The 24,282-nt window shown below is 70.9% G+C and carries 21 protein-coding genes; all 21 read right to left on the reverse strand.

All coding sequences use genetic code 11. The features are described from left to right. Nucleotides 1-54 precede the first annotated feature (54 nt). The 21 genes from ACFC1W_RS13820 to ACFC1W_RS13920 all read right to left on the reverse strand — a co-directional run bounded on the left by ACFC1W_RS13820 (nucleotide 55) and on the right by ACFC1W_RS13920 (nucleotide 24,282). Complete coding sequence (locus tag ACFC1W_RS13820) at nucleotides 55-1,269, reverse strand: glycosyltransferase (protein WP_375993570.1); 1,215 nt, start codon at nucleotides 1,267-1,269, stop codon at nucleotides 55-57. A gap of 14 nt (nucleotides 1,270-1,283) precedes the next feature. Next, nucleotides 1,284-3,065: an ABC transporter ATP-binding protein gene (locus ACFC1W_RS13825; protein WP_375993573.1), complete on the reverse strand. Its 1,782-nt coding sequence runs from the start codon at nucleotides 3,063-3,065 to the stop codon at nucleotides 1,284-1,286. Nucleotides 3,066-3,068: 3 nt separating this feature from the next. Beyond that, a complete protein-coding gene (locus ACFC1W_RS13830; RefSeq protein WP_375993576.1) occupies nucleotides 3,069-4,055 on the reverse strand; it encodes a Gfo/Idh/MocA family oxidoreductase in 987 nt (328 codons plus the stop codon). Further along, nucleotides 4,055-5,152 (reverse strand): DegT/DnrJ/EryC1/StrS family aminotransferase, encoded by a 1,098-nt coding sequence (locus tag ACFC1W_RS13835; protein ID WP_375993579.1) that lies wholly within the window; start codon nucleotides 5,150-5,152, stop codon nucleotides 4,055-4,057. Before ACFC1W_RS13835 ends, ACFC1W_RS13830 begins: the two co-directional genes overlap by 1 nt. Continuing rightward, nucleotides 5,149-5,760, reverse strand: coding sequence for an acyltransferase (locus ACFC1W_RS13840; protein WP_375993582.1), 612 nt, complete (start codon nucleotides 5,758-5,760; stop codon nucleotides 5,149-5,151). Before ACFC1W_RS13840 ends, ACFC1W_RS13835 begins: the two co-directional genes overlap by 4 nt. A gap of 64 nt (nucleotides 5,761-5,824) precedes the next feature. Then, the gene (locus ACFC1W_RS13845; RefSeq protein ID WP_375993585.1) at nucleotides 5,825-7,012 is read right to left on the reverse strand and encodes a glycosyltransferase family 4 protein; all 1,188 of its coding nucleotides are present in this window, start codon (nucleotides 7,010-7,012) and stop codon (nucleotides 5,825-5,827) included. Then, entirely contained in the window at nucleotides 7,009-7,464 is a 456-nt protein-coding gene (locus tag ACFC1W_RS13850) for a DUF2304 domain-containing protein (RefSeq protein ID WP_375993588.1), read from the reverse strand. Before ACFC1W_RS13850 ends, ACFC1W_RS13845 begins: the two co-directional genes overlap by 4 nt. Next, nucleotides 7,461-8,195, reverse strand: coding sequence for a glycosyltransferase family 2 protein (locus ACFC1W_RS13855; RefSeq protein WP_375993591.1), 735 nt, complete (start codon nucleotides 8,193-8,195; stop codon nucleotides 7,461-7,463). Before ACFC1W_RS13855 ends, ACFC1W_RS13850 begins: the two co-directional genes overlap by 4 nt. Before the next feature lie 32 nt (nucleotides 8,196-8,227). Then, the gene (locus ACFC1W_RS13860; RefSeq protein WP_375993594.1) at nucleotides 8,228-10,189 is read right to left on the reverse strand and encodes a DUF6541 family protein; all 1,962 of its coding nucleotides are present in this window, start codon (nucleotides 10,187-10,189) and stop codon (nucleotides 8,228-8,230) included. Further along, the gene (locus ACFC1W_RS13865) at nucleotides 10,186-10,923 is read right to left on the reverse strand and encodes an ABC transporter ATP-binding protein (RefSeq protein ID WP_375993597.1); all 738 of its coding nucleotides are present in this window, start codon (nucleotides 10,921-10,923) and stop codon (nucleotides 10,186-10,188) included. Before ACFC1W_RS13865 ends, ACFC1W_RS13860 begins: the two co-directional genes overlap by 4 nt. Then, a complete protein-coding gene (locus ACFC1W_RS13870) occupies nucleotides 10,920-11,825 on the reverse strand; it encodes an ABC transporter permease (protein WP_375993600.1) in 906 nt (301 codons plus the stop codon). Before ACFC1W_RS13870 ends, ACFC1W_RS13865 begins: the two co-directional genes overlap by 4 nt. 106 nt (nucleotides 11,826-11,931) lie before the next feature. Further along, complete coding sequence (locus ACFC1W_RS13875; RefSeq protein WP_375993603.1) at nucleotides 11,932-13,314, reverse strand: hypothetical protein; 1,383 nt, start codon at nucleotides 13,312-13,314, stop codon at nucleotides 11,932-11,934. A gap of 71 nt (nucleotides 13,315-13,385) precedes the next feature. After that, nucleotides 13,386-14,084, reverse strand: a complete 699-nt coding sequence (locus tag ACFC1W_RS13880) for a cytidylyltransferase domain-containing protein (protein WP_375993605.1) — start codon at nucleotides 14,082-14,084, stop codon at nucleotides 13,386-13,388. After that, a complete protein-coding gene (locus tag ACFC1W_RS13885; RefSeq protein ID WP_375993607.1) occupies nucleotides 14,081-15,127 on the reverse strand; it encodes a nucleotidyltransferase family protein in 1,047 nt (348 codons plus the stop codon). The genes ACFC1W_RS13880 and ACFC1W_RS13885 overlap by 4 nt, the downstream gene beginning before the upstream one ends. Then, a complete protein-coding gene (locus ACFC1W_RS13890) occupies nucleotides 15,124-15,762 on the reverse strand; it encodes a NeuD/PglB/VioB family sugar acetyltransferase (RefSeq protein ID WP_375993609.1) in 639 nt (212 codons plus the stop codon). The genes ACFC1W_RS13885 and ACFC1W_RS13890 overlap by 4 nt, the downstream gene beginning before the upstream one ends. After that, complete coding sequence (locus ACFC1W_RS13895) at nucleotides 15,755-16,852, reverse strand: N-acetylneuraminate synthase family protein (RefSeq protein WP_375993612.1); 1,098 nt, start codon at nucleotides 16,850-16,852, stop codon at nucleotides 15,755-15,757. The genes ACFC1W_RS13890 and ACFC1W_RS13895 overlap by 8 nt, the downstream gene beginning before the upstream one ends. Further along, nucleotides 16,849-18,012, reverse strand: a complete 1,164-nt coding sequence (neuC, locus tag ACFC1W_RS13900) for a UDP-N-acetylglucosamine 2-epimerase (RefSeq protein WP_375993614.1) — start codon at nucleotides 18,010-18,012, stop codon at nucleotides 16,849-16,851. Before neuC ends, ACFC1W_RS13895 begins: the two co-directional genes overlap by 4 nt. Beyond that, entirely contained in the window at nucleotides 18,009-19,166 is a 1,158-nt protein-coding gene (locus ACFC1W_RS13905) for a LegC family aminotransferase (RefSeq protein ID WP_375993616.1), read from the reverse strand. The genes neuC and ACFC1W_RS13905 overlap by 4 nt, the downstream gene beginning before the upstream one ends. Then, complete coding sequence (locus tag ACFC1W_RS13910; protein ID WP_375993619.1) at nucleotides 19,163-20,158, reverse strand: GDP-mannose 4,6-dehydratase; 996 nt, start codon at nucleotides 20,156-20,158, stop codon at nucleotides 19,163-19,165. Before ACFC1W_RS13910 ends, ACFC1W_RS13905 begins: the two co-directional genes overlap by 4 nt. A 31-nt stretch (nucleotides 20,159-20,189) precedes the next feature. After that, nucleotides 20,190-23,030 (reverse strand): LGFP repeat-containing protein, encoded by a 2,841-nt coding sequence (locus ACFC1W_RS13915; RefSeq protein WP_375993622.1) that lies wholly within the window; start codon nucleotides 23,028-23,030, stop codon nucleotides 20,190-20,192. Nucleotides 23,031-23,163: 133 nt separating this feature from the next. After that, nucleotides 23,164-24,282: a glycosyltransferase gene (locus tag ACFC1W_RS13920; RefSeq protein WP_375993625.1), complete on the reverse strand. Its 1,119-nt coding sequence runs from the start codon at nucleotides 24,280-24,282 to the stop codon at nucleotides 23,164-23,166.

Genomic DNA, 24,282 nt, shown 5'->3' on the forward strand with positions numbered 1-24,282 from the left:
CTTGTCGCGCGTCGCGACGACGGGAAGGGCGGTCGCGGACCAGGTCGAAGCCTATCAGCGGGAGGCGTGGCGACCCGCCGAGTCCCCGAGGAGGAACTCCCGCATCGCGCGCGCCGATTCTGCTCCGTCGTGCACCGCGTCGACGAACGCGGGACCTGCCGCGGCGACGGCGGCCCAGCGCGCCGGGTCTGAGACGATCTCGCGGATGCGGGGTCCGACCTCATCGATGCGGGTCTCGATGAGCGGCAGCTCGTGCCCGGTCAGGCGTTCGACAGTGCGGCGGACATCGGCGTGGACGTGCCCGATCACGAGCCGGCCCGCAGCCATCGCCTCGCACGCCGCGACACCGTAGTCGCCGATGCGGAACTGGTCGAGGACGATGTCGGCCTGGCGGTACACGTCCGGCATCTGCTCGGCGGGGATGCGCTCGAGCCGACGGTACACGATGAGTCCCTCGCGCTCCAGGGCCGCGAGCTGCTCGTCGACCTGCGGGCCGCCCTTCAGCGGCGAGTTGCTCGGCACGTAGGCCACGACCGGCACGCCGCCCGTGAGCGGCGGGTGTTCGGCACGCCAGCGCGCGGGGTCGACGACCACAGGGAGCCACCGCGATCGCGGCACGTCGAGGAGGCCGGGCGTCGATACGAAGACCGGGAAGTCCGAGTCCTCGATCATGCGACGATGAGCGCGGGCGTTGGACTCCAGGATCCTCGTGGAGTCCGCCGGGTACGCGCCACGCGCACCGAACGGCGAGTCCTGCTCCCACGCGGCGTGCGCGCTGGGCAGGCGGATGTCGCTGCCGTGCCAGAGCAGCGCCACGCGGACGCCGTGCCGCTCGGTGTCGCGGGCGACCTGAACGGGGGTCCGGCCCGGGTCGGTGCCGTAGAGGTAACGACCGGATTCGAGCATGGCGTGGGTGAACCCGCCGAGCACCGCGTGGCGCTGCCTGCGCTGCCAGCCGCGCGCGAACAGAAAGGCCCCCTCGGGAACCGACGTGTCGGCCGGGAACCCGAAGGCCGCCATCCCCGTACTGGTGGTCTCGAGGTTGGCCGCACCGACCCCCGGAAGCGTCTCGGCGGCGCGGGCCCAGCGGAAGCCTTGACCAGCCGAGTTCACCGGCGCGATCAGCAGCCGCACGTCGCCGGCGGGCGCCTCCGAGACCGGCAGCGGATGGACGCGCCAGCCCAGCCTTCCGGGCAGGATCCGCCCGAGCACCGGGTCGGGCACCAGCGCCAGCACCGCGCGGGCAGCGCGGACCGCGAGGCGCCGCACCGTCGTCCCGCCCCTCACGCGAGCCCGGCGAGTCGCGCTTGGTGCGCGAAGTCGGGGTTCTCGGCCACGACCTCGTCGAACGTCCCCTGCGCGGCGACCGCGCCGTCGCTGAGGAAGAGGATCTGGTCCGATTCGCGGATCGTGCTCAGCCGGTGCGCGACGGCGATCACCGTCACGTCGCCGCGGAGCCCGCGGATCGCCTCGGCCACGTCGGACTCCGTCTTCGTGTCGAGGGCGCTCGTCGCCTCGTCGAGCACGAGGATGAGGGGATCGGAGTAGAGCGCCCGGGCGATGCCGAGGCGCTGGCGCTGGCCGCCCGAGAGACTGAGCCCGCGCTCTCCCACGCGCGTGTCGAGTCCGTCAGCCCGCCCCTCGATGACGCTCCACAGCTGGGCACGCCGTGCGACCTCTTCAACCCGTGCGCGGTCGTAGTCGTCGGTCCAGGTGAGGGCGATGTTCTGCGCGATGGTCCCGTCGAACAGCGTCACCTCCTGCGGTACGTAGCCCACGTGCTCACGCCAGGCCCGCAGCACGTCGGTGAGCGGCCGCTCGTCGATGCGGATCACCCCGGACGTCGGCGTGAGCAGGCCGAGGATGAGGTCGATGAGGGTGGACTTCCCCGCACCGGAGGCGCCGGCAATGCCGACGCTGCTGCCGAGCGGGATCTCGACCGAGACGTCGCGAAGAGCCGGGATGTCGCTGCCCGGGAAGGAGAAGGAGATGTCGTCGAGCTCCAGCTTCCGCGGAGCGGCCGGCAGCGGCTCACGCCCGAGCTCCTCGCGGTCGGCGTGGAACTTCTTGGATGCCTCGACATCGGCGATGACGAGTTCGATGTACGGGCCGGCGGTGACCGTCCGGGTGAGTACGGTCTGGAAGCCCGTCAGCGAGGGCACCAGGCGGAAGCCGGCGATGCCGAACAGGGCGACTGCCGAGATCGTGGCGTCCATGTCGCCGCCGTTGGCGATGTAGGCGGCGCCGCCCACCACGACGAATCCACCGATGATCGCCGCGTCGAAGATGAACCTCGGCACGGCCGAGAGGAAGCTCGCGTTGGCGCGCGCCTGCGAGGTCATGCGACGCGTCGCGCTCACGACGTCCGCCACTTCGTCCGCCTTGTCGCGCAGCGTGATCTCCTTGAGAGAGGCGATCATCCCCGAGATCAGGGCAGCCACGCGCAGCGACGAGTCCCGGGCGACGCGAGCGGCCTGGCGGGTCTTTCCCGTCAGCACGAGGTACTGGAGCAGCGCGATGCCGCCCAGGTACACGGTGGTGATGACGGCGGTGAGGGGCTGGGCGACGACGATGATCGCGACGACGCCGACCGCCGTCACGATCAGGCCGGGCAGTGTGGTCACCGGGAGGAGGAACCCGGCGACGACGTTGGCGATCGCGCTGTCGGTCATCGCGACGATCTGGGCGCTGTTGCGCGAGATCCGGTCGGTCCACGATGAGCGGATGTACGCGCCGAACAGCTCCTGTCCGACGGCCAGCTCGTAGGTGGCGAAGCGGCGGGTCGCGATCCACTGCAGCCAGACGTTGGCCGCCGACTTCGCGATGACCACGCCCGCCAGCACCAGGATGAGCCAGATGACCTGGTCCTGCGGGATCGCGCCCACCAGCGGCAGCTGGACGCCGCCGGCGACGGTGCCGGCCAGCACCACGGCCAGCGTCATGAGCGCCGCGACGTCGATGATGGCGAGCACCGCCGAGACGATCCCGAACACCAGGAGGAACCTGCTGGCCGATGCCGGAAGCAGCGGCAGCAGCCTTCGCAGGGTGCGAACGATCTGGACCATCGGTCAGAAGCGCACGGACTCGCCGGTGCGCGCCGAAGCCAGCGAGGCCTCGACGACGGCGAGGGTGCGCAGTCCCTGCTCCATGGTGACGACGTCGGTCGGCACACCGAGGACGGCGTCGCGGAAGGCCTCGTGCTCCACCCGCAGCGGCTCGCGCTTGGCGAACGCGTAGCGGGTGACGTCGCCCTCCGACACACCCCGGAACGACGACACCGACTCCCACTCGAGCGGGATGGTGCCGTTGGCGTAGAACGTGAGGTCTCCTGTCGACGTGTCGGCGACGAACGCGCCCTTCTCCCCCGTGACCACCGTGACCCGCTCCTTCATCGGGCTCAGCCAGTTCACGATGTTGTTGACGATGACGCCGGAGGCGGTGCGCCCGGTGATCGTGATCATGTCCTCGTGCTCGCGGCCGCTCTTGAAGGCCGTCTGGGCGAAGACGCGCTCGTAGTCGCTCTGCACCACCCAGGCGGTGAGGTCCACGTCGTGCGACGCGAGGTCCTTGGCCACTCCGACATCCGCGATGCGCGAGGGGAACGGCCCCTGCCGGCGCGTGACCACCTGGTACACCGCGCCGAGCTCGCCCGCTTCGATGCGACGGCGGAGCTCCTGCAGCGCGGGATTGAAGCGCTCGATGTGCCCCACCGCGCCGACGAGACCGGCGGCGGCGAACGCGTCGACCATGCGCTGCCCTGCCTCGACCGTGTCGGCGATGGGCTTCTCGACCAGCGTATGCACGCAGGCGTCCGCGAGCTTGAGCGCGGCCGCCTCGTGGAAGCGGGTCGGGACCGCGACGACGGCGATGTCGAGGCCCTCCGCGATGAGCGCGTCGATGTCGGGAAGGATCGCGAGATCCCCCGCGACCCCGTGCGGGTCTCCTCCGGGGTCGGCGATCGCGACCAGGTCGACGCCGTCCAGCTCACGCAGCACGCGCGCGTGGTGCCGCCCCATCATGCCGACGCCGAGCAGGCCGGCTCGCAGAGCCGACATCAGGCGCCCGCTCCCGCGACGGCGTTGACGGCCTCGACGATGCGCTCGAGGTCGCCCCGCGAGAGCGAGGGGTGCACGGGAAGCGAGACCACCTCGCGCGCCGCGGTCTCGGTTGCGGGGAGGTCGAGCCCCGGCGCGAAGTGCGCGAGCGACGGGAGCCGGTGGTTCGGGATCGGGTAGTACACGCCGCTGCCGACGTTGTGCTCGGACTTGAGCGCGGCGACGAAGCCGTCGCGGTCCTCGGCGACCCGGATCGTGTACTGGTGGTAGACGTGGACGGCGCCGTCGAGCACCGGCGGCACCACGACACCGCTGAGGTTCGCATCGAGGAACGCGGCGTTGGACTGGCGGGTCGCCGTCCAGGCATCCACCTTCGTCAGCTGTACACGCCCGATCGCCGCGTGGATATCGGTCATGCGGGCGTTGAAGCCGATGACCTCGTTCTCGTACTGGCGCTCCATGCCCTGGTTGCGCAGCAGACGCGCGGTGCGCGCGATCCCGTCGTCCGCCGCCGAGATCATGCCGCCCTCGCCGCTGGTCATGTTCTTCGTCGGGTAGAGCGAGAACATGCCGAACGCGCCGAACGTGCCGACGGGCCGCCCGTCGAGCGACGCCCCGTGCGCCTGCGCGGCGTCCTCGTAGAGCGCGATGCCGTGCTTCGCCGCGATGGCCTCCAGCTCGCGCATGCGGGCGGGGTGGCCGTAGAGATGGACGGGCATGATGCCCTTGGTCTTGGCGGTGATGGATGCCTCGACCGCGGCGGGATCGAGGGTGAACGTCTCGGGCTCGATGTCGGCGAAGACCGGGGTCGCACCGGTGAGGGCCACCGAGTTGCCGGTGGCGGCGAACGTGAACGACGGCACGATGACCTCGTCGCCGGGCCCGACGCCCGCGGCGAGCAGGCCGAGGTGCAGGCCCGCCGTGCCGGAGTTCACGGCGACGACCGGGCGTCCCTGCACGAAGTGCTGGGAGAACTCGCGCTCGAATGCGGCGACCTCGGGACCCTGCGCGACCATGCCGCTGCGCAGCACGCGGTCGACCGCTTCGCGCTCCTCGTCACCGATGATGGGCTTGGCGGGCGGGATGAACTCGCTCACGCGTTCTCCTCTGTCAGGAGTCCGTCGGACTCGATGTATCGGGCACCCGTCGCCGGGCAGATCCAGGGGCCGTCGGGCTCGTCGCGGGTCAGCGGCACTCCCGCCCTGCCCACCCAGCCCAGGCGCCGCGCGGGCACGCCGGCGACCAGCGCGTACGGGGGGACGTCCTTCACGACGACCGCGCCGGCCGCGACGGTCGCCCAGGCGCCGATGGTGACCGGCGCCACGCATGTGGCCCGCGCGCCGATCGACGCACCGGTCTCGATGGTGACCCCCACGGGCTCCCAGTCGTGCGCGCTCTTGAGCGACCCGTCGGGATTGATCGCACGGGGGTATGTGTCGTTGGTGAGCACGACCGCGGGTCCGATGAAGACGCCGTCGCCGAGGCGCGCGGGTTCATAGACGAGGGCGTAGTTCTGCAGCTTGCAGTTGTCGCCCATCACGACGCCGGTGCCGACGTACGCACCGCGGCCGACGATGCAGTTGCGACCGAGAACCGCCTGTTCGCGGACCTGGGCGAGGTGCCAGATGGACGACCCGTCGCCGATCGTGGCCTCGGAGGAGACGTCGGCCGAGTCGACGATGCGCACGGCGGAAGAGTGTGTCACGGTAGGGGGCTCCTTGCACCAGGCCGCAGGCCGGCGTGCGGTGCGGGTCGATTGTATCCGGCGGTCATGGTCGCCTGCTGAGTGCCGACAGCACCGCCCGGGCGGCGCGCTGGCCCACTGCCGCGAGGGAGACATGCTCGAGAGCCCAGCGGGCGCGCTCGGGACGCCGGCGGTCCGTCTCGCCGGACTCGGCTGCCGCGAGCAGCCGTCGCATCGCCTCGGCGACCTCGTCCGCGTCGAAGCCGACGGCTTCCCCCAGCTGCGCCTCCGCGACGAGCTCACGACCCGATCGGGCACCGGCGAAGAGCACCGGGGTGCCGCATGCCGCCGCCGCGTACGTCTTCGTCGGCCGGGCGAAGTCGTACCCGATGCCCGGGGCGATGCTGACGAGGGCGGCGGTCGCGCCGCGGATCCACGAGGCGGCGTCGGCGGGACTGACCACGCCGCCGAAGGTCACCCGCCCGGGCACCAGCCGCTCAGCGAGGGCGCGGAGATCGCGCTCGACGGCGCCCTGGCCGAAGAAGCGGAGCGAGACGTCCGGATGCTCGTCCGCGATCGCGGCGAAGGCGCGGACGAAGATGTCGGGGCGCTGCCACTCCGACATCGTGCCGGTGTAGACGAAGTAGCGGTCGTATGCGGCCGGCGTGAGGTCGGGCGAGAACACCGCGGTGTCGATGCCGTTTCCGACGACGACGACCCGGTCACGGTCGGCTCCCAGCGCGACGAGCCTGTCGGTCACCTCGTCGGAGATCGACAGCGTGACCGCTGCGCGCCGCAGCACCGCGCGCTCCATCCAGCGCATCACCGCGACGACCGGGCCCGAGGCGCCCATGGACTTCACGCCGTCCGTCCAGACATCCGCCGCGTAGTACGCGAAAGGACGGCGTCGCAGTGCCGCCACGACGGCGACCACGAGTCCTGTCGTCGGCGGCGACTCCGCGACCGCAAGGCGCCAGCGGCGGAAGAGGATTCTCACGACCAGCGGCGCATCGAAGCTCGCGTACTGCACATAGCCGCGCACGTTCCCGCCGCGGTCGCGCAGCACGGGCCAGCGGGAGACCGCGACACCGGTCGGATCAGGCGTCGCGGGTGCGTGAGGGGGCGGGACGGTGGTGATGACGGCGACGTCGGCACCGGCATCCGACAGTCCGCGCGCGAGCGCTCCCAGCCGGAACGCGCCCGCGCTCACCTCGGGCACGAACAGGCGCGACGCGATCACGACCGCGGGGCGGCCGGTGGCGGATGCCGTCATCGCCGTCCGTCCGAGCGATCGTCCGCTGTGTCGTCGGCGGCGCCCTCCGCCGGCGCCGCCGGTGGCGCCGGTGTGGCCGCGGGGTCGGCCGCGCCGCTGCGGCCTGCGCGCTCGAGCTCTGCCAGCCGCTGCTCGTGGAACGCGCTCTGCTCGGCCAGCGTGCGGATCTTGTCCTCCACGCGCGTGAGCTCGGCGCCGTACTGGAGGCTCACGAGGAACAGCAGCCCGATGGCGATGAAGAACACCAGGTTGGTCGGAACGGCGATGCCGAGCAGCCTGGCCGCCCACGTCAAGGTCTGCGGGAAGATGGCGACGACGAGGGCGATCACGCCGCCGACGAGCCACCAGACCGCGTGGCGCTCGCGCAGGGTCGCGCGCCGCATCAGCTCGATGATCGCGACGAGAGCCAGCAGTGCGGCGGCGATGCCGAAGGCGTACGTCATCGGGTTCATGAGGCCACCTCGGCGGGAATCGGCACACGCGGGCGCAGGAGCGCGAGCAGGAAGGCGATGCCCGCGCGCAGCAGGTATACGCTGGCGCGCAACGGCTGGTGCGACGGCGCTCCCGCCTGGCGCGGCCTCATGGCGACGGGGAGCTGTGTGAGACGAAGGCCCGCGCGGGCGCCGATCACGAGCGCCTCCACGGTGTCGCCCAGGTACTCGGCCGGGTAGGTGTCGGCGAACAGGCGCACCGCTGCCGGACCGTTGGCCTTGAAGCCGCTCGTCACGTCGTCGAGGCGATGCCCGGCGACGCGGCTGACGGCGCGCGCCAGCACCCGCATCGCCCAGCGCCTCGGTCCCCGCGCGCCGTAGTCGCCGACGCCCGCGAAGCGGGCGCCGATGACGACGTCGGCGGTGTCGAGCCGGGCGATCAGTTCGGGGATGTAGCGGGGATCGTGCTGTCCGTCGGCATCGACCTGCACCACGACGGTATGGCCGTGATCGCGTGCGTAGCGAAAGCCCGCGCGCATGGCTCCGCCGACACCCAGGTTGAACGGCAGTCGGAGCAGGACGGCGCCGGCCTCGTGCGCGACACGGGCGGTGGCGTCGGTCGACCCGTCGTCCACCACGAGACAGACGGCGGTGGGCACGGCCTCACGGACGCTCTGCACCACCGCCGCGACCGACTCCTCTTCGTTCAGCGCCGGAACGACGACGAGCAGGTTCTGCACGGGGGCGGGCATATCACGCAATCCTAGTCGCGACCGGCTCGCGCTCACGGCTCGCATGCGGTGATCCGCCACAGCGACGCGTCGCCCTCGCGGTCGACCAGCTCGAAGCCCGGCCTGCCCTCGAAGTCGGTCATCCCCAGGAGTTCGTAGCGGCCCGGCGTGCTCTCGCCCAGACCGAAGTCGACCACGAAGTCCGGCGACCCGTACGTCTCGAGCGCCTCGCAGACCTCCGGGTCGGTGCCGGCATCGCGGAGGTCGTTCTGGATGAGCTGCCACTGCGGCGTACGCGGGTGCGCCCACGTGCGGGGGAAGACGTCGCGGCCGCTGAGCATGTAGCCGAATCCCATCCCGGTGGAGGGATTGCCGATGACTCGCTCGCCCTCGCCGACGTGCTCGTCGAGCCGCTCGAGCAGCGCTCGCTCGTCCGGTGACAGGTAGTCGGGGGTGACATAGCGCGACTCGGCGTCGACGGTGCCCTGCGTGACCGCCCGCATCTGGATCATCGGCGCGGCGATGAGAGCGGCGACCCCGAGCGACGCCACGGCGACCAGCGCCCACCGCGCACCGAAAGCGTCGGCCTCCGCCCCTCGCCGGCGCGAGATGGCGCGGGTCGCCCAGCCGGCGATCCATGCCAGGCCGACGGCGGCGAGCGGCACGATGACGACCGCGCACGCCGCGGCGATGCGGTACGGGTCGGCGTACCAGGCGCCGAGAAGCATCCGGCGCAGGAGCGGATTGCCGATCGAGGCGGCGACCACGTAGAGACCGGCGAGCACCACCCAGGCGGTCGCGAGCCAGCGCAGCTCACGGCGGAGGGCCGCGACGACCACGCCGACGAGCATGAGGATGCTGACACCGGCCATCACCGGCAGGAGCACCGGCCCGTTCAGCAGCACGTCGAGCACCGCCTCGACCTTGGTGCGGAACGGCGGCCAGTGAGAGCCGGAGGTGGCGCGTGACAGCACGACCCACAGCGCGACGAAGACGGCCAGCGCCGCGGCGGCGGCCACGAGCAGGACCCCGCGGGTTCGGCCCGTGGTCGCGAAAGCGGCCGGAACCGCCCACCAGGTGAACCACGACACCGCGATGATCGCCCACGTGAGCAGAGATGCGGGCTGCGACAGCGCGATCGCGCCGAGCCCCGCGAGCAGGAGCACGCCGAGCAGCACGGCCGAGCGCGCGCGACCGGCGACAGGAGAATCGGCGGTCATCCACGCCGCCGAGCCGACGACCAGGGCCGCCACCGCCGGCACGAGCGCGAGCGACAGGGCGAACGAGTACAGCACGCCCCACTGGAACATCAGCATCGGAAAGACCACGAGCGAGGCGGAGAGGGCGGCCGTCAGCGGCACCACGATCGATCCTGCGCCCACCATGCGCCGCGCGAGCCAGGTGACGCCGACCGGCCACACCCCCGCCGCGATGACGAGGGACACCATGTTGGCCGCGACCGGGATCTCCACACCGGTGAACAGCACGACCGCCGACGCGAGAGCATGCCACGCCGCCGGGTAGAAGCCGCGGCTGCCGACCACGGAGCTCACCTGGAGCGACGACGCCGATCCGGTCTCGAGGATGTGCCGCACCGCGTTCAGATGGAACACGGCGTCGTTCGTCATCGAGATCGCCGCGGGCTCGTGCACGTAGATCACGAAGCGGACGGTCGTCAGCGCGATGCCGATCACCAGCCCGGCGGCGAGCAGGCGGATGCCGCGGCCTGCCGGCCTCGGTTCGGTTCGGCGCGGCCCCAGCCAAAGCCCGGCGAGCCAGGCGATTGCGGCGAGCACCGCGAGGCCGGCGACGATCGTCAGCGCCGACCAGGGGACGCGCGCCGCGCCGTAGACGAGTGCGAGCCCCGCGAATGCCGCGACGCCGAGGACGGGCGCGAGCGCCCACAGCGTCAGGCCACGCAATCTCCCGGCGGCGCCGAGGGCGAGGCCCGGCAGGAAGACGACGGCGAACGCGACGAGGAGTACGGGCGATGCACCTGCCCAGGCGGCGATCACGACTCCACCAGGCGGACCGCTCCCTCGATGGGACCGTCGTAGACCACCTCGCCCTTGTTGAGCACGATGCCCCGGTCGCACAGCTCGCGGACCATCTCGAGATCGTGGCTCACGATGAGCAGCGTCTTGCGATCGGCGATGAGCTCCTCGAACTTGAGGCGGCACTTCTCACGGAAGGGCGCATCGCCCACCGACAGGATCTCGTCGACCAGGAGAACGTCGAGCTCGACGTGGATGGCGACCGAGAACGCGAGACGCATGAACATGCCGGAGGAGTAGTGCTTGACCTCCTGGTCGATGAACGCCTCGATCTCGCTGAAGGCGACGATCTCGTCGTAGCGCGCCTCGATCTCGCTCTTCTTCATGCCGAGGATCGCGGCGTTGAGGAAGATGTTCTCGCGGCCGGAGAGCTCGGGGTGGAAGCCCGCGCCCACTTCGATCAGGCCCGCCACGCGTCCGCGCGTGAGCACCTCGCCCTCGTCGGGCTCCATGACTCCCGAGATCAGTTTGAGAAGGGTCGATTTGCCCGAGCCGTTCAGGCCGAGGACGGCCACCGACTGGCCCTCCCCGATGGTGAGATCGATGCCCTTGAGAGCCTCGAACTCGCTCGTGAGCTTGCGCCGCTTGATCCAGGACACGACGGTGTCCTTGAGCGAATAGGCGTGATTGAGCGTGAAGCGCTTGCGCACGCCGTCGATGATGATGCTGGGCTTGATCGCCGTCTGCTGGGTCATAGGTCTTGCGCGAACCTTCCCTCGAGGCGGCGGAACACCAGCTGACCGAGCAGCAGGGTCGCCACGGCGATGATGAAGGTCGCGAGGGTGTTCCAGGCCAGTCCGGGCGGGATCTCGAACGCACCCGGTGTCACCGGCCGCCAGAAGGCGTAGTGGAAGAGCTCGACTCCCTGCGTGATCGGGTTGAGCATGTAGAGCTCGACGACCCACTGCGGCCATCCGAGCATGTCCACGATCGCCTCCTGCACCTGCCACCAGGCGTACAGCACGGGGGATGCCCACGTGGCGAGCAGCAGCAGGAGCTCGACGATGTTCTCCGCGTCGCGGTAGCGCACGTTCATGGCGCCGAACAGCAGCCCGAGACCGAGCGCGAAGATCATCACGATCGCCATGCCGGCGAAGATCGCCAGCACGGAGAGGAGCGAGATGTTGACGATCCAGCCGAGCACCAGGCACACCACCAGCAGCAGCGCGACCTGCGGCAGGAAGTGGACGAAGGCCACCGCCACCGCAGACACGGCGAACAGCTGCCGTGGCAGGAACACCTTGCGCACAAGAGCGGCGTTGCCCACGATCGAGGTGGTCGCGTTCTTGAAACCCTCCGAGAACAGGTTGATGACGACGATCCCGCTGAAGAGGTAGACCGCGTAGTTCTCGATGCCGCGGTCCATCTGCAGGAACAGCCCGAGCACGACCCAGAACACGAGGAATTGCGCGGCAGGCCGCACGTACGACCATGTCCAGCCCAGCACCGAGTTGCGGTAGCGCGTCGTGACGCCGGTGCGGATGAGAAGGCGCAGCAGGTAGCGCCACCGCACGACATCGATCAGCCCTCGGCTCTTGCCGGGGGTGTCGAACTCGGAACGCGGGACGGCGCTGAAGAGGTCTCGGGTATCGGTCACAGGCCTCACTCATTCGGCACGCAGCGAGGGGGACGCCGCGGGGACCAGCACATTCTAGGACAGCGAACCTGAGCGGTCGGGACGGATGCCGTCCCCCGACGGCCGGTCAGGCAGCACGTCGCCCCGCCCGGCGGGTGCCGAGCCAGGTCCGGAAGGCGGCGACGGAGTCGGGCGCCCAGATGGCCGGGTCCGTCGCGACGTCGACCGTCGGGCCATGCCCGAGCGCTTCGATCCGCCGAACGGCATCGGCGACATCGGTCACCCTCCGGCCGAACGCCTCGCCGACGACATCGCCCCCGAACGGGCTGTCGCGGGCGATGACATGGCATCCGAAGGCGCGCGCCTCGTAGAGCACGGTACTGGCCTCGCCGATCACCACGGCCGACCGCTTCAGCGACTCGTACACGTCGGGCGAGAGATCGACCGCGATGCCGGGGTCGGCCGACAGCCGGGGGTAGCGCTCCACCGCCTCGGCGAACTCGCCCGGGTGCGGGCGGAAGACGAGGGACCACGTCGAGCCGAGCGCAGCCCGCAGCTCCATGACGAAGGCATCGGTGGCGTCGGGATCCGTGCGGGACGAGACCACGAGGATGCTGCGGGGACGGGTCGCTTCGGCGGCGGCCGCCTCTCGCTCGAGGTGCGGCTTGCCGATCGCGGTGACGACGCCCGGGTGACGGATCGAGTCCGACCAGTAGGTCCCGAACGTGAGCACCTCGTCGGGCAGTGCGCGCCGGAGCAGCCCCTCGCGGAAGACCGCACCGTAGTTGTACGCGGCGTGCGACGGGCCGATCCATCCGTGCTGCGGCTCGGCCACCCAGGCTCCGGCATCCTTCATCAGCCCCACCCACTCGCCCTGGTAGCTGTAGGAGCCGTTGTCGAACAGCACCACCTGCGGCTTCACGCGCTCGAGCAGCCGCGAGAGCTCGCCGAGCTGGTGAGGGCGCTGCAGCTCGGTCACCCGGACACGCTGCCCGACGGCCGAGAAAGCACCGGCCGGCTGATCGAGGTGCCGCGCGAAGGCATCGAGCAGCCGGTCCATCGACCGGATCGTCGCGGGGGCGAGCGACGTCCCCCGTGCCCGCCAGCGCGACCGGGCGATCGCCGATTCCATGCTCAGCGTCGGGCGGAACGCCGGTGCGCCGATCGATGCCGGCAGCGGGCGAACCTGGACGACGAGCGCGTCCCCGGCGGCATCGGCGAAGTCGTCGACCAGCCAGTTCCGTGCCCTCGTCCCCTCCTGCGACAGCGTGCTGCCCGAGACGTAGAAGGCGACGTCGTGTCGATGTGCCCGCCGTACGGCGTCCCATCGGTCGGGGAGGAAACCTCGCACGATCCGGCGGAGCTCCTTCGCCCGCGTCCACTCGCTCGTCCGGGCGACCTCGACGCTTCCCGTCTGCTGGGCCGACAGCATCCAGAAGATCTGCATCCGCACCAGTGCCCAGAACGGCACCGTCGCGCCGGGCAGCACCTCGAGGAGGTCGTCCGGCACGGAATCCTCGAGTTCGAGAAACCGGCGCATCGTGCTCGAGGTCCGCGCCCGGAGGTGGTCGGACGGCTCCGTCACAGGTCGCTCCGCTGCACCATGAGCCACTCGACCACCCGAAAGTCGAATTCACTGTCGACGTCGGTCGACCGCTCCGCAGGCATCTCGAACAGGATGGTCGACGGGAAGAACACCACCTGGTCCTCGAGGAGGGCCCTGCGCTTCCAGACGTAGATCGATCCGTTCATGTCGAAGCAGCGCGGTGCGTCCTGGCGCCGGAGGACGGCATCGCCGGGGGTCTTGCTGACCGCCACGGTGCCGTCGGGCTGTTCCTCGACGAGGTTGAAGTACGGGTTGCGCCGTGCCTCCGTGCCGGTGATGAGCGACTCGACATCCGTCGCCTCGAACGTCGCCACCGCGCCTCGGATGTCTTCCACCGTGCGGAGCGGACTGGTCGCGTCCAGGTCCACGCAGACGTTGTACGTGCGGCCCGTCGCCTCCTCGGTGGCGCGCACGGCGTGTGCGATGGCCGGCACCTTGCCCGCCGTGTCGGTGGCCATCTCGGCAGGCCGCACCACCACGCCGGTCGCCCCGAATCGGGGTGCGAGCGAGAGGATCTCATCGGAGTCGCTCGAGACGACGACGTCGTCGAACAGGCCGGATCGCACCGCCTGCACGACGGAGTGCGCGAACAGAGGTCGGCCGGCGACGACGCGGAGGTTCTTGCCCGGCACCCCTTTGGACCCCGCACGGACGGTGATGGTGCAGATCCTCATCGCCCGCTCCGCTCCCGCGCCCGCCGGGCGCGCTCGAGGTCTTCCGGACGCCCGACGTCGATCCACTCCTCGTGGATCTCGAAGGCGCCGACGCGGCGTCGCTCGGCGATCAGCCGCGAGAGCAGTGTCGGCATGTCGCAGTACTCGTCCACCTCGAGCGAGGCGAGCGCGGGGGGCTCGAGCACGTAGATCCCCGCGCTGACGAGCTCGGTGTGAAGAGGCTTCTCGGCGAGCGCCGTGACGCGGTCGCCGTCGCGTCGCACCACGCCGAACGGTATCTCGAAGCCGTACTCGCGTACCCCGATCGTGGCGGTCCCGTTCGTCCGGCGGTGGAAGTCGAGCATGCGCCGCAGGTCGACCTCGGTGAGCAGGTCGGAGTTCATGACCACGAACTCGGACCGCACCGCGTCCTTCAGCTGGGCGAGAGCGCCGGCGGTGCCCAGCGGAGCGGTCTCGTGCAGATACGAGACCTCGAGGCCGAACCGCGAGCCGTCGCCGAGGTGCTCCTCGATGAGGTGGCCCAGGTGGTTCACCGAGATGTGCACCCGCCGGAAGCCCTGAGCCTGCAGGCGTCCGAGGATGATGTCGATCATCGGCGCGTCGCCGACGGGCACGAGCGGCTTGGGGATGTCCTTCGTGAGGGGGTACAGACGCTGCCCCCGCCCGCCGGCCATCAGCACGACCGGCGTCTCGAGAGGCGTCGCGATGCGCTCTCCCTCCCCCACGACATCGATCATGCGACCATCGCCGTCGACGACCGCGACGATGCGGATGCCCCGAGCCGACTTGAGCGCGTCGACGTCATCCTGCGTGGCGGTCGGGCCGACGGTCGCCGGCGAGGGGTTCATGACGGCGGCCACGCGGTCGTCGAGGCCCGCACCGGCGAGCAGGCCTCGTCGCACGTCACCGTCGCTCACCGCGCCGACCAGCCGGCCGTCGGCATCCTCGACGAACACGACCTGCAGACGACTGCGGTCCAGGCGCACCAGGGCGTCTCGGATGCTGACGTCCGGCCGGACCGTGAGCTGTGCGATGTCAATCACTGTGTCGGCCCCTCTCCTCGGACGCGGGCGGGAACGCCGACCACGGTAGCCCCCGCCGGGATGTCCCGCACGACGACGGCGCCGGCGCCGACCACGGCGCCCGGCCCGACGGTCACGCCCTGGATGATGCGCGCACCGAGCCCGATCAGCGCCGACTCCCCGATATGCACGCCGCCCGCCAGCACGGCACCCGGGGCGATGTGCGCGTGCGCCCCGACCTGGGCGTCGTGCTCCACGATCGCCCCCGAATTGACGAGCGCCCCTTCGCCGAGATCCGCCCCCACGTTCACGATCGCGCCGGCGAGGACCTGGACGCCCTCGGCGAGCCGAGCGCCCGGATCGACGAGCGCCTGCGGATGCACGACCTGCGCCACGGCGAACCCGCGCCGGACGACGGCCTCGTGCAGCGCGCGGCGCGCGTCGACGGAGTTCGTCGTGCCGACGCCGTTCACGAGCCGCACGGCGGCCGCGTCGAGCTCGGACAGCCGCTCGTCGGTCCCCAGATGCGGCAGGCCGGGCAGCGCCGTCGACGGTGCGGGGGCGAGGTAGCCAGCGAGCGTGATGCCCCGCGCCTCCAGGGCGGCTCGCACAGAGCGCGCATGACCGCCTGCGCCGAGCAGGATGTGGTCACTCATCGATCAGCTCGCCGCGCGTGTAGGAGCGACCGGCCGGGGTGCCCACGACCTCCCAGAAGTCGAAGGCGCTGCGCCCCGACGCCGGGCGGAAGCAGACGAGGTCGTCCTCGCCGATCGTCGCGCCGGCGTCGATGTCGCGGGCGGCGACGAGGCTGCGCCGGACGACCGCGCGATTGCCCTCCTCCACGGGGTGTGGGCGCTTCTCGGTGGACCCCAGCATCGTGGGCACGCGTCGCAGATCAGCGACGTAGGCTCGCAGCGCGTCAGGATCGAGTGAGGCCGCGTGGTCGGGCCCCTCGGCGGAGGTGTCGAGAGTGAAGTGCTTCTCGACCGCGACGGCGCCCAGACCGACGGCCAGCACGGACGCGAGCGAGCCGAGCGAGTGGTCCGAGTATCCGACGCGATGCCCGAACGTCGCGCCGATGGTCTGCAGTGCACGCAGGTCGAGATTCTCGTCGGCCGCGGGGTACTGCGTGGTGCAGTGGAAGATCGTGACGTGTTCGGCGAACGCGACGAACTCCTCGCGCCGCGCCCACGCCAGCTCGAGCACCTCCGGCGTGAGGCGCACGGTGCGTTCGAGGACTCCGTGGGCCTGCGCGAGCCCGGCGGCGAGGAACCGCAAGGCCCGGGCGATCTCGCCGAGATCCGCCATGCCCGTCGAGAGGATCACAGGCAGGCCCGTGCGACCGGCGGCGACCAGCAGCGGAGCGAACGTGAGGTCTCCCGACGCGATCTTCACCAGGGGGATCCCGAGATCGCTCACGAGGAAGTCGAGGCCCTCGAGATCGAAGGCCGTCGAGAGGAATCGGATGCCGCGCAGGTCGCAGTGATCGCGCAGGGCGCGGAACTCGTCGTGACTCAGCTCGAGCTGGCGCAGCAGGTCGTGCTGTGACCGCGCGTCATCGTCCGACCGCCGCTGGTAGTCGGCCATCGCAGCGCTCTCGAGCGCGAGGTTGTCGGCCGAGAAGGTCTGGAACTTCACCGCGTCGGCTCCCGCGGAGGCGGCGAGGTCGACGAGCTCCTTCGCGGTGTCGAGCGAGCCGTTGTGGTTCACCCCCGCCTCGGCGATGACGAATACGGGTTCGGTCATGGACTCACGTTCCTTTCGAGGTCGTGGAACGTCTTGCGCGGCGGTCGAGGGATCTCGTGGTCGGCGAGCGTGCGTGCGACGCGCGCGGCGAAGCCGGGAGATCCGAAGATGTCCGTTCCCCCGGCGGTCGCCGGGCGGTCGAGCGCCGCGCGCACCGCTCCCTCGATCGCCGCGCGGTTCGATCGCGGCGTCGCGATGCTCTCGGCGAGCGGCCGGCCCCGCTGACGGTCACCGATGAGCACCGACGGCACCCCCAGCACGGGGGCTTCCAGCACGGTGCTGGAGGAGTTGCCGACGACGACGGATGCCGCGTGCATCGCGCTCAGGTACCCGAGCTGACCGAACGACTCCACGTAGTCGACGCGCGTCGGGTTCTCGGCGACGAAGTCGGCGATTCGCGCGCGCACGTCCGCGGTGCCGATGTCGGAGTTCGATCCGGTGATGATGATGTGAAGGTCGTCCACGGCACGCAGCGCGGCGAGCATCTCCCCGACGAGCTGCTCGGGCGGAGCGACATCCATCGCGGCGGGGTGGAAGGTGACCAGCGCGGTGCGGGCCGGCAGCCGTACGCCGAACCTCCGCTCGACCTCCGCGCGCGGCAGCAGGTCGAGCGCCGCGAGGGCGTCCACGATCGGAGCGCCGTGGAAGTAGACGCGCTCGGGCGCCTCGCCCAGCTGGATCACGCGTCGACGGTGGTCGGCCGTCGACGTGAAATGCAGATACGACATCTTGGTGATCGCATGGCGCAGGGCGTCGTCCATTGCACCCTCGGTGAGCTCGCCGCCGTGGATGTGCGCGACGGGGACCGACAGGATCGTCGCCGCCGTCGCCGCCGCGTACGCCTCGAGTCGGTCGCCGAGCACGACGAGCACATCGGGGGCGAGCCGGGCGAGCACCTGGGCGTAGCGCGGGATGGCCGCGCCGACATCGGCCGCGGCACCCAGCGCGTCATCGGACCCCGACCAGATCGGCACCGACGCCGCCACCGCGAGGCCGTCGCGCTCGATCTCCGACGCGGTCCGTCCGAACGCCTCGCTGAGGTGCGTGCCCGTCACGATCAGCTGAAGCTCCAGCTCGGCGTGCGCCTCGATCTCCCGCAGCAGCCCGCGCAGCAGACCGTAGTCCGCGCGCGTGCCGGTCAGCACGGCGATCGTCCTCATGCCGCCGCCAGCGCCGGCGAGCTGGGGATGCACACGACCCCGGCATGGATGGCCTCCGCCGCGGGGACCGCGGCGTGCGGCAGGTGGCGGTAGGGCGCCTGGGTGTGCAGCAGATTCCACATCGGACGGCACTGGAGTCCGGCGTCGTTGGTCGCCGTCAGCACGTCGTCGCGGACGGCGCGCCCGGCGTCGAAGCGCACCGCGCACAGCCAGTAGTTGCTCTCGGTGCCCGCCGGCTCACCCACGAACGTCGCTCCCGGCACATCGGCGAACCGCTCCCGGTACCGTTCGGCGAGACGCCGCTTGGCGGCGAGGAGCGCGGGCAGCCGCTCGAGCTGCGCGACCCCCAGGGCGGCGTTGAGATTGGGCATCCGAAAGTTGTAGGCGACCTCGTCGTGCTCGAACTCCCAGCGGTGCGGCACCTTGGCCGTCGTCGTGAGGTGCCGCGCGTGACGAGCCAGCTCGACGTCGTCGGTGAGGATCATGCCACCACCGCCGGTCGTGATGATCTTGTTGCCGTTGAAGCTGATGATCCCGAGCCGGCCGAAGGTCCCGGTGTGCACACCGCCCGCGCGGCTGCCGAGCGACTCGGCAGCGTCCTCGACGACCGGGACGTCGTAGTCCGCGGCCAGCGCGATGAGCTCGTCGATGCGCATCGGGTGACCGAGCGTGTGCATCGGCACGATGGCACCGATCCGCCTGCCGCTGACGGCGTTGACCGGGCCGTCCGGCGACGGGGAGGCCGCGCGCAGCACCTGCGCGATCGCCTCCACCGACATGCCGAGCGTCTCGGGGTCGCTGTCGACGAAGAAGGGCCGCGCGCCGACGTGGGCGACCGCATTGGCCGTGGCGACGAACGACAGCGTGGGCACGATGACGTCGTCGCCGGGGCGCACCCCGGCGAGCTGCAGTGCGACCTGGAGGGCCGAGGTCCCGTTCGACACGGCGACCCCGTGGCCTGCGCCGGTGAATGCGGCGATCCCTTCCTCGAACTGCGTGACGAAGGCGCCCACGCTCGACACGAACGTCGAGTCGAGGCACTCCATCACGCGCTCCTTCTCGAGCGGCGAGATGTCGGGCACGTGCAGTCCCACGAACGGCGCATCGCCGACGATGTCGCGCAACGCGGCGACGACCTCTGCGGGAGCGTTCATACGATGTAGGCGTCGGTCCGGTAGCGAGCAAGGTTCACCGGGTCGGTGAACCACTCCGCCGTGGCGCGCAGACCGTCCCGGAAGCCGTCCACGCCGTCGAACCGCGGCTGCCAGCCGAACAGCTCCTTCGCGCGGGAGTTGTCGGAGAACAGCCGCTCGACCTCCGAGTTCGCAGGCCGCAGGCGCTGCGGGTCTTCCGTCGCGGTGGCATCGACGCCCATCGCCTCCGCGATCAGGTCGAAGGTCTCGCCGATCGACACCTCGAACCCCACGCCGAGGTTCACGACCTCGCCGACGCCTGCCGTGCTGGTCAGCGCCGCGGTGAAGCCCGCCACCGTGTCGGGCACATAGGTGAAGTCGCGTGTCGGGGTGAGGGCGCCCAGCTGCACCTCGCGCTTCCCCGCGGCGAGCTGGCTGATGATCGTCGGGATCACCGCCCGCGCGGACTGCCGCGGACCGAACGTGTTGAACGGACGGATGGTCAGGGCCGGGAGAGCGAAGGAGGTGTAGTACGCGTTGACCATCTGGTCGGCGGCGATCTTCGATGCGGAGTAGGGCGATTGCCCCTGCAGCGGGTGGGCCTCGTCCATCGGCACGTACCGCGCGGTGCCGTAGACCTCGCTCGTCGAGGTGTGGATGAAGCGGCCGACGTCTGCCGCGCGGGCGGCGTTGAGCAGGTTCACCGTGCCCTGGATGTTGGTCTGGACGTAGAGGTCGGGCGCGGCGTACGAGTACGGGATCGCGATGAGCGCCGCCAGATGCAGCACCGCCTCGCGGCCGCGCACCGCCGACATCATCAACGCGGGATCGCGCACGTCGCCGGGGAGGAACTCGATCTCGGCGGCGACCTCGGGCGCCAGCCCGTCGAGCCAGCCTCGCGAGTCGAACGAGTTGTACAGCACGAGCGCGCGCACGTCGTGCCCGTCCCGAACGAGCTGCTCAGCCAAGTGCGAGCCGATGAATCCGTCAGCTCCGGTGAGCAGTACCTTCATGCCGGCCAGTTTACCCGGCCGGCATGACGGCTCATTTGAGCTTCACCGTTGCAGGCTTGCCCTTCGCGTAGCTCACCGTGCCGCCTTCGAAGGTCTGCGAGCAGGTGCTGCCCGAGCACTTCTCCACACCGGTCGGCCAGCCGAGCTTGCCGCGCAGCCAGCCCGCCTTGCTGTACGCCGTCATGACCGTCATGGACGACACGAAGGTCCCGCGGTCGGAGGAGTGCACCCAGCCGTCGGCGAACCGCTGGGCGAGCCCGCTCCCGTTCAGGTCGGCGACCACCTGGACGGCGACCTGCGGCTTGCCGAGCGACGTCGTCACCGCGGTCTGCTCGGCCGCGGCGGTCGCGATGGCCTCGGCGGTCACTCCGACGCGCGCCGTGGCCGCCTTGCCCTTGATGTACTCGATGACGCCGCCGTCGAACGGCTGCACGCACGCCTTGCCGGTGCACGTCTCGGGACCGATCGGCCAGCCCAGTTCGCCGCGCAGCCAGCCCGCCGCGCTGTAGGCGGTCATGACCGTCGTCGAGGACGCGTAGCTGCCCGCGGCGGACGAATGGATCCACCCGCCGTCGAACGCCTGCGCCGTGCCGTTGCCGTTGGGGTCTGTCACGGTCTGCTCCGCGGCGCGCGGCCAGCCGAGGAAGCCGCGCAGCCAGCCGGCGGCGCTGTAGGCGGTCATGATCTTGGCGGACGAGGCGAAGGCGCCGCGCGCCGAGGCGTGGACCCACCCCTGGGCGTACTTGCGTGCGAGTCCGTTCCCGTTGGGGTCTGCCACCGTCTGCACGGCCGCCGCGGCCTTTCCGAGGCCGGTCGTGCTCCCGGCGCGCACCGCCGCCAGCTCGTCCGGTCCGGCGTCGAGGATCGCCACCGCGGGCTTGCCGTTGGAGTAGACGATCATTCCGCCGTCGAAGGACTGCGAGCACAGCGTGGCCGAGCAGGTCTCGGCGCCGGTCGGCCACCCCAGGCCCCCGCGCAGCCACCCTGTCGCGCTGTACGCGGCCATCACCGTGTTCGACGACACGAACGTCCCGAACCCCGACGAGTAGATCCAGCCCCTGGCGTACTTCTTGGCCAGGCCCGAGCCGTTCGGATCGGCGACGAGCTGTGCGAGCTGGGAGCTGCCGAGAGCGCCGGTGATGCTGATCTGCTGCGCCGCCGCCTTGTTGATGGCCGCGGCGTCCACCCCGACGGAGGCGGTCGCAGCGTCGCTGCCCACATAGCTGACGATGCCGCCGACGAACCGCTGTACGCACGCCGTGCCCGTGCAGAGCAGGGCGTCGGTCGGCCAGCCCAAGGCGCCGCCGACGCCGCCGGCCGCGGTGTGCGCGGTGGCGATCCGTGCCGGGGAGGCGAAGATGCCGCGGGTGGACGAGTGGATCGCGCCCCCCTGGAAGGTCTGGCTGCGACCCTTTCCGCCGGTCCCCGACACTGCCTTGTCGTCGCTCGTCGGCCAGCCGAAGGCGCCGCGAACCCATCCAGCCGCGCTGTAGACCGTCATCGCGTCGGCCAACGTCGCGAAGGTGCCCGCCTTCGACGAGTGGATCCAGCCGCCGTCGTACTTGCGCGCCAGCCCGCTGCCCTTCGAGTGCGAGACGACCTGCACGCTCGATATCGGTTCGCCCAGCGGCCCCTTGGCCCCGCCCTGAGCCGCGTACTCCGCGGAGATCGCGGCCGCAGAGACGTTCATCGTCGAGGTCGCCGCGCCACTGCCCGTATACGAGATGATGCCGCCTGCGAACGGCTGGGTGCAGGTACCGCTGGTGCAGGTCGCCTGGGCGACCGGCCAGCCGAGATCGCCGCGCAGCCAACCGGCGGCGCTGTAGGCCACCATGATCGGCGTGAGCGACGAGAACGTGCCGGCGTCCGACGAATGGATCCAGCCGCCCGTGAATTTCTGCGCGAGACCGTTGCCGTTGGGATCGGTGACGGTCTGCACCGCGGCGAGCGGGTTGCCCAGCGCGCCCGTGGCACCTCCCCTTCGCTTCCACTCGGTGGCGATCGCGCCGGTCACGGGGAACGCTGCGGGCGCGGCGACGACCGCCTGGGTCGAGCCGAACCAGTCGGTGAAGAACTGGTAGAAGTTGCGGTTGCCGTAGGAGGAGCACGCGTCACCGGTGCCGTAGCCCGCGCGGATGGCGGCGGCGTTGGGGCGGTACGGCGTGTAGTAGTAGAGGTTCGCCGTGGCCTGGTTCTGGATGTACACCGCCGACTTCCCGCACGAGGACTTCGGGTGGTACAGGATGTTCCACGTCTTGCCGGGCGCGTACCAGGTGAAGAACTTCGAGGTTCCCGCAGGGTTCGCGTACCGCTTCATCTGCCAGGCGCCGCCGTAGACCTGGTTGAAGAAGCCGTAGTAGCGGGTGTCGCACGCGGCGGTGTCGGGGCAGCCCTGTCCCATCGCCGCACGGTAGTTGTACGCCGAGGGGGCGTTGGAGAGGATCAGCCCCTGCTCCTTCTGCAGCATCACCAGCAGCACCTGCGGGTTGATGCCGCACGCCTGGGCGACCTTGTAGATGATGCGGGATGCGCGCTCGCGCGTGCCGCCCGAGTACTTGCCGCACATCGCGTCGGCCGTGACGGTGCGGGATGTGTCGTAATAGTCCTTGAGGCAGGTGTACCCCGACCGGCAGCTCTTCACCTTCGACTGCAGGAAGGTCTGGATCTGAGCCTCGGTCATGGTGGAGCGGTTGAAGAAGACCGCATCGCTGATGATGTTGCCGGCCTGGAACTTGCTCAGGTCGGCGGTCTTCACGATTCCCGTCGATACGCTCGACCCCGTCGTCGGCGCCGCTGCCGCCGCGAGCGGTGCGGTCAGCACCCCCGCGATGAGTGCCACGACCGCGATCGCTGCCGCGCTGATCCTGTTCATGGACGCACGCGCGCCACCGTTTTTAGCCCCCGCCATGTGACCAGTGTGACGGAAGTGCCGAATGTTGACAACACACGGGTCGGAATCGGAGGAGCAACACGCCGTTCTCGGAGATCTCGCGGTCCGCGTACAGTCAGAGCTCGGCGTGCAGGTGCCAGACCTTGTCGGCGGCCTCCCGCCACGAGAACGCGCGACCTCGATCGCCGGCCAGCACGGCGAGCCGGTCCGCTGCCGAGGTGCTGGCCAGCGCCTCGGCCAGCGCCTGCGCCAGCCCGTCGGCGAGAGACGAGGCATCCACTCCGTCCACCCGATCACCGCCGTCGACGATCACCTCGTCGTGCACCTCGGATGCCGCGGCGATGACGGGGACACCGAGCGTGAGCGCGTCGACGACACGCCACGGGAAGGCGTTGCGCCGGCTCGGAGCGAGGAACGCCAGCGCAGACCCGAACACGGCTGCGCGGTCGGCCGCGTCCAGCGCGCCGCGCACATGCAGCCTCCGCTCCGGGATGCCTGCTGCCGCGGCGAGGTCCGCGACCGCCGGCTCGCCGCCCTCCGCCACGTCGATCACCACGATGGGCAGATCGAGCCCCGATCCGGCGATGGAGTGGAAGCCCACCTCGAGCCCGTCCGATGCCGCAGGTCCGCCCGCGAGCATCAGGAAGCCCTCGGGAAGGTTCAGCGCGCGGCGACGACCGACGTCATCGGTGGGAACGGCGAAGCCGAGGGGCGCGGCGCCCGCGATCACGCGCACCCGGTCGCCGACCCGGGCGATCGCCGACAGGCGCTCGGCCATCGAGTGCGTGGGCACGACCACCGCGTCGGCGTGCTTGACCGCACGCTTCAGCATGGCCCTGTTCCAGGACACCGCAGTGCGCGGCAGGTCGCCGGGCGACTCCCACGGCCGCAGATCCCAGATGGTGACCACGGTCTGGTCGTGGTCGTGCACGCGGTCGTGCTTCACGAGCGGCGCCAGGAGCGTGGGCGAGTGGATCATCCCTCCGCCGATGCCGGTCCCGGCGCCCATCTGGAGCGCAGCGGCGAGTTCGCGGCGCGGGAGCGCGGTCCTGCGCAGACCGGCCAGACCCGGCACGTCGGCGGTGCCGCCGCCCGCGGGCGCGATCCCCTCGACCTCGCACCCGGGCGGCGCACCGGCGATGAGGGCGCGAGTGAGATCACGGGATGCCTCGGCCAGCGCTGGTTCGGTGGGAACCACGAGCTGGTCCAGCATGACGCGCAGCGTGGCGACCAC

Source organism: Microbacterium sp. NPDC056003 (genome assembly GCF_042274785.1).
In the GTDB taxonomy this organism is placed as follows: domain Bacteria; phylum Actinomycetota; class Actinomycetes; order Actinomycetales; family Microbacteriaceae; genus Microbacterium.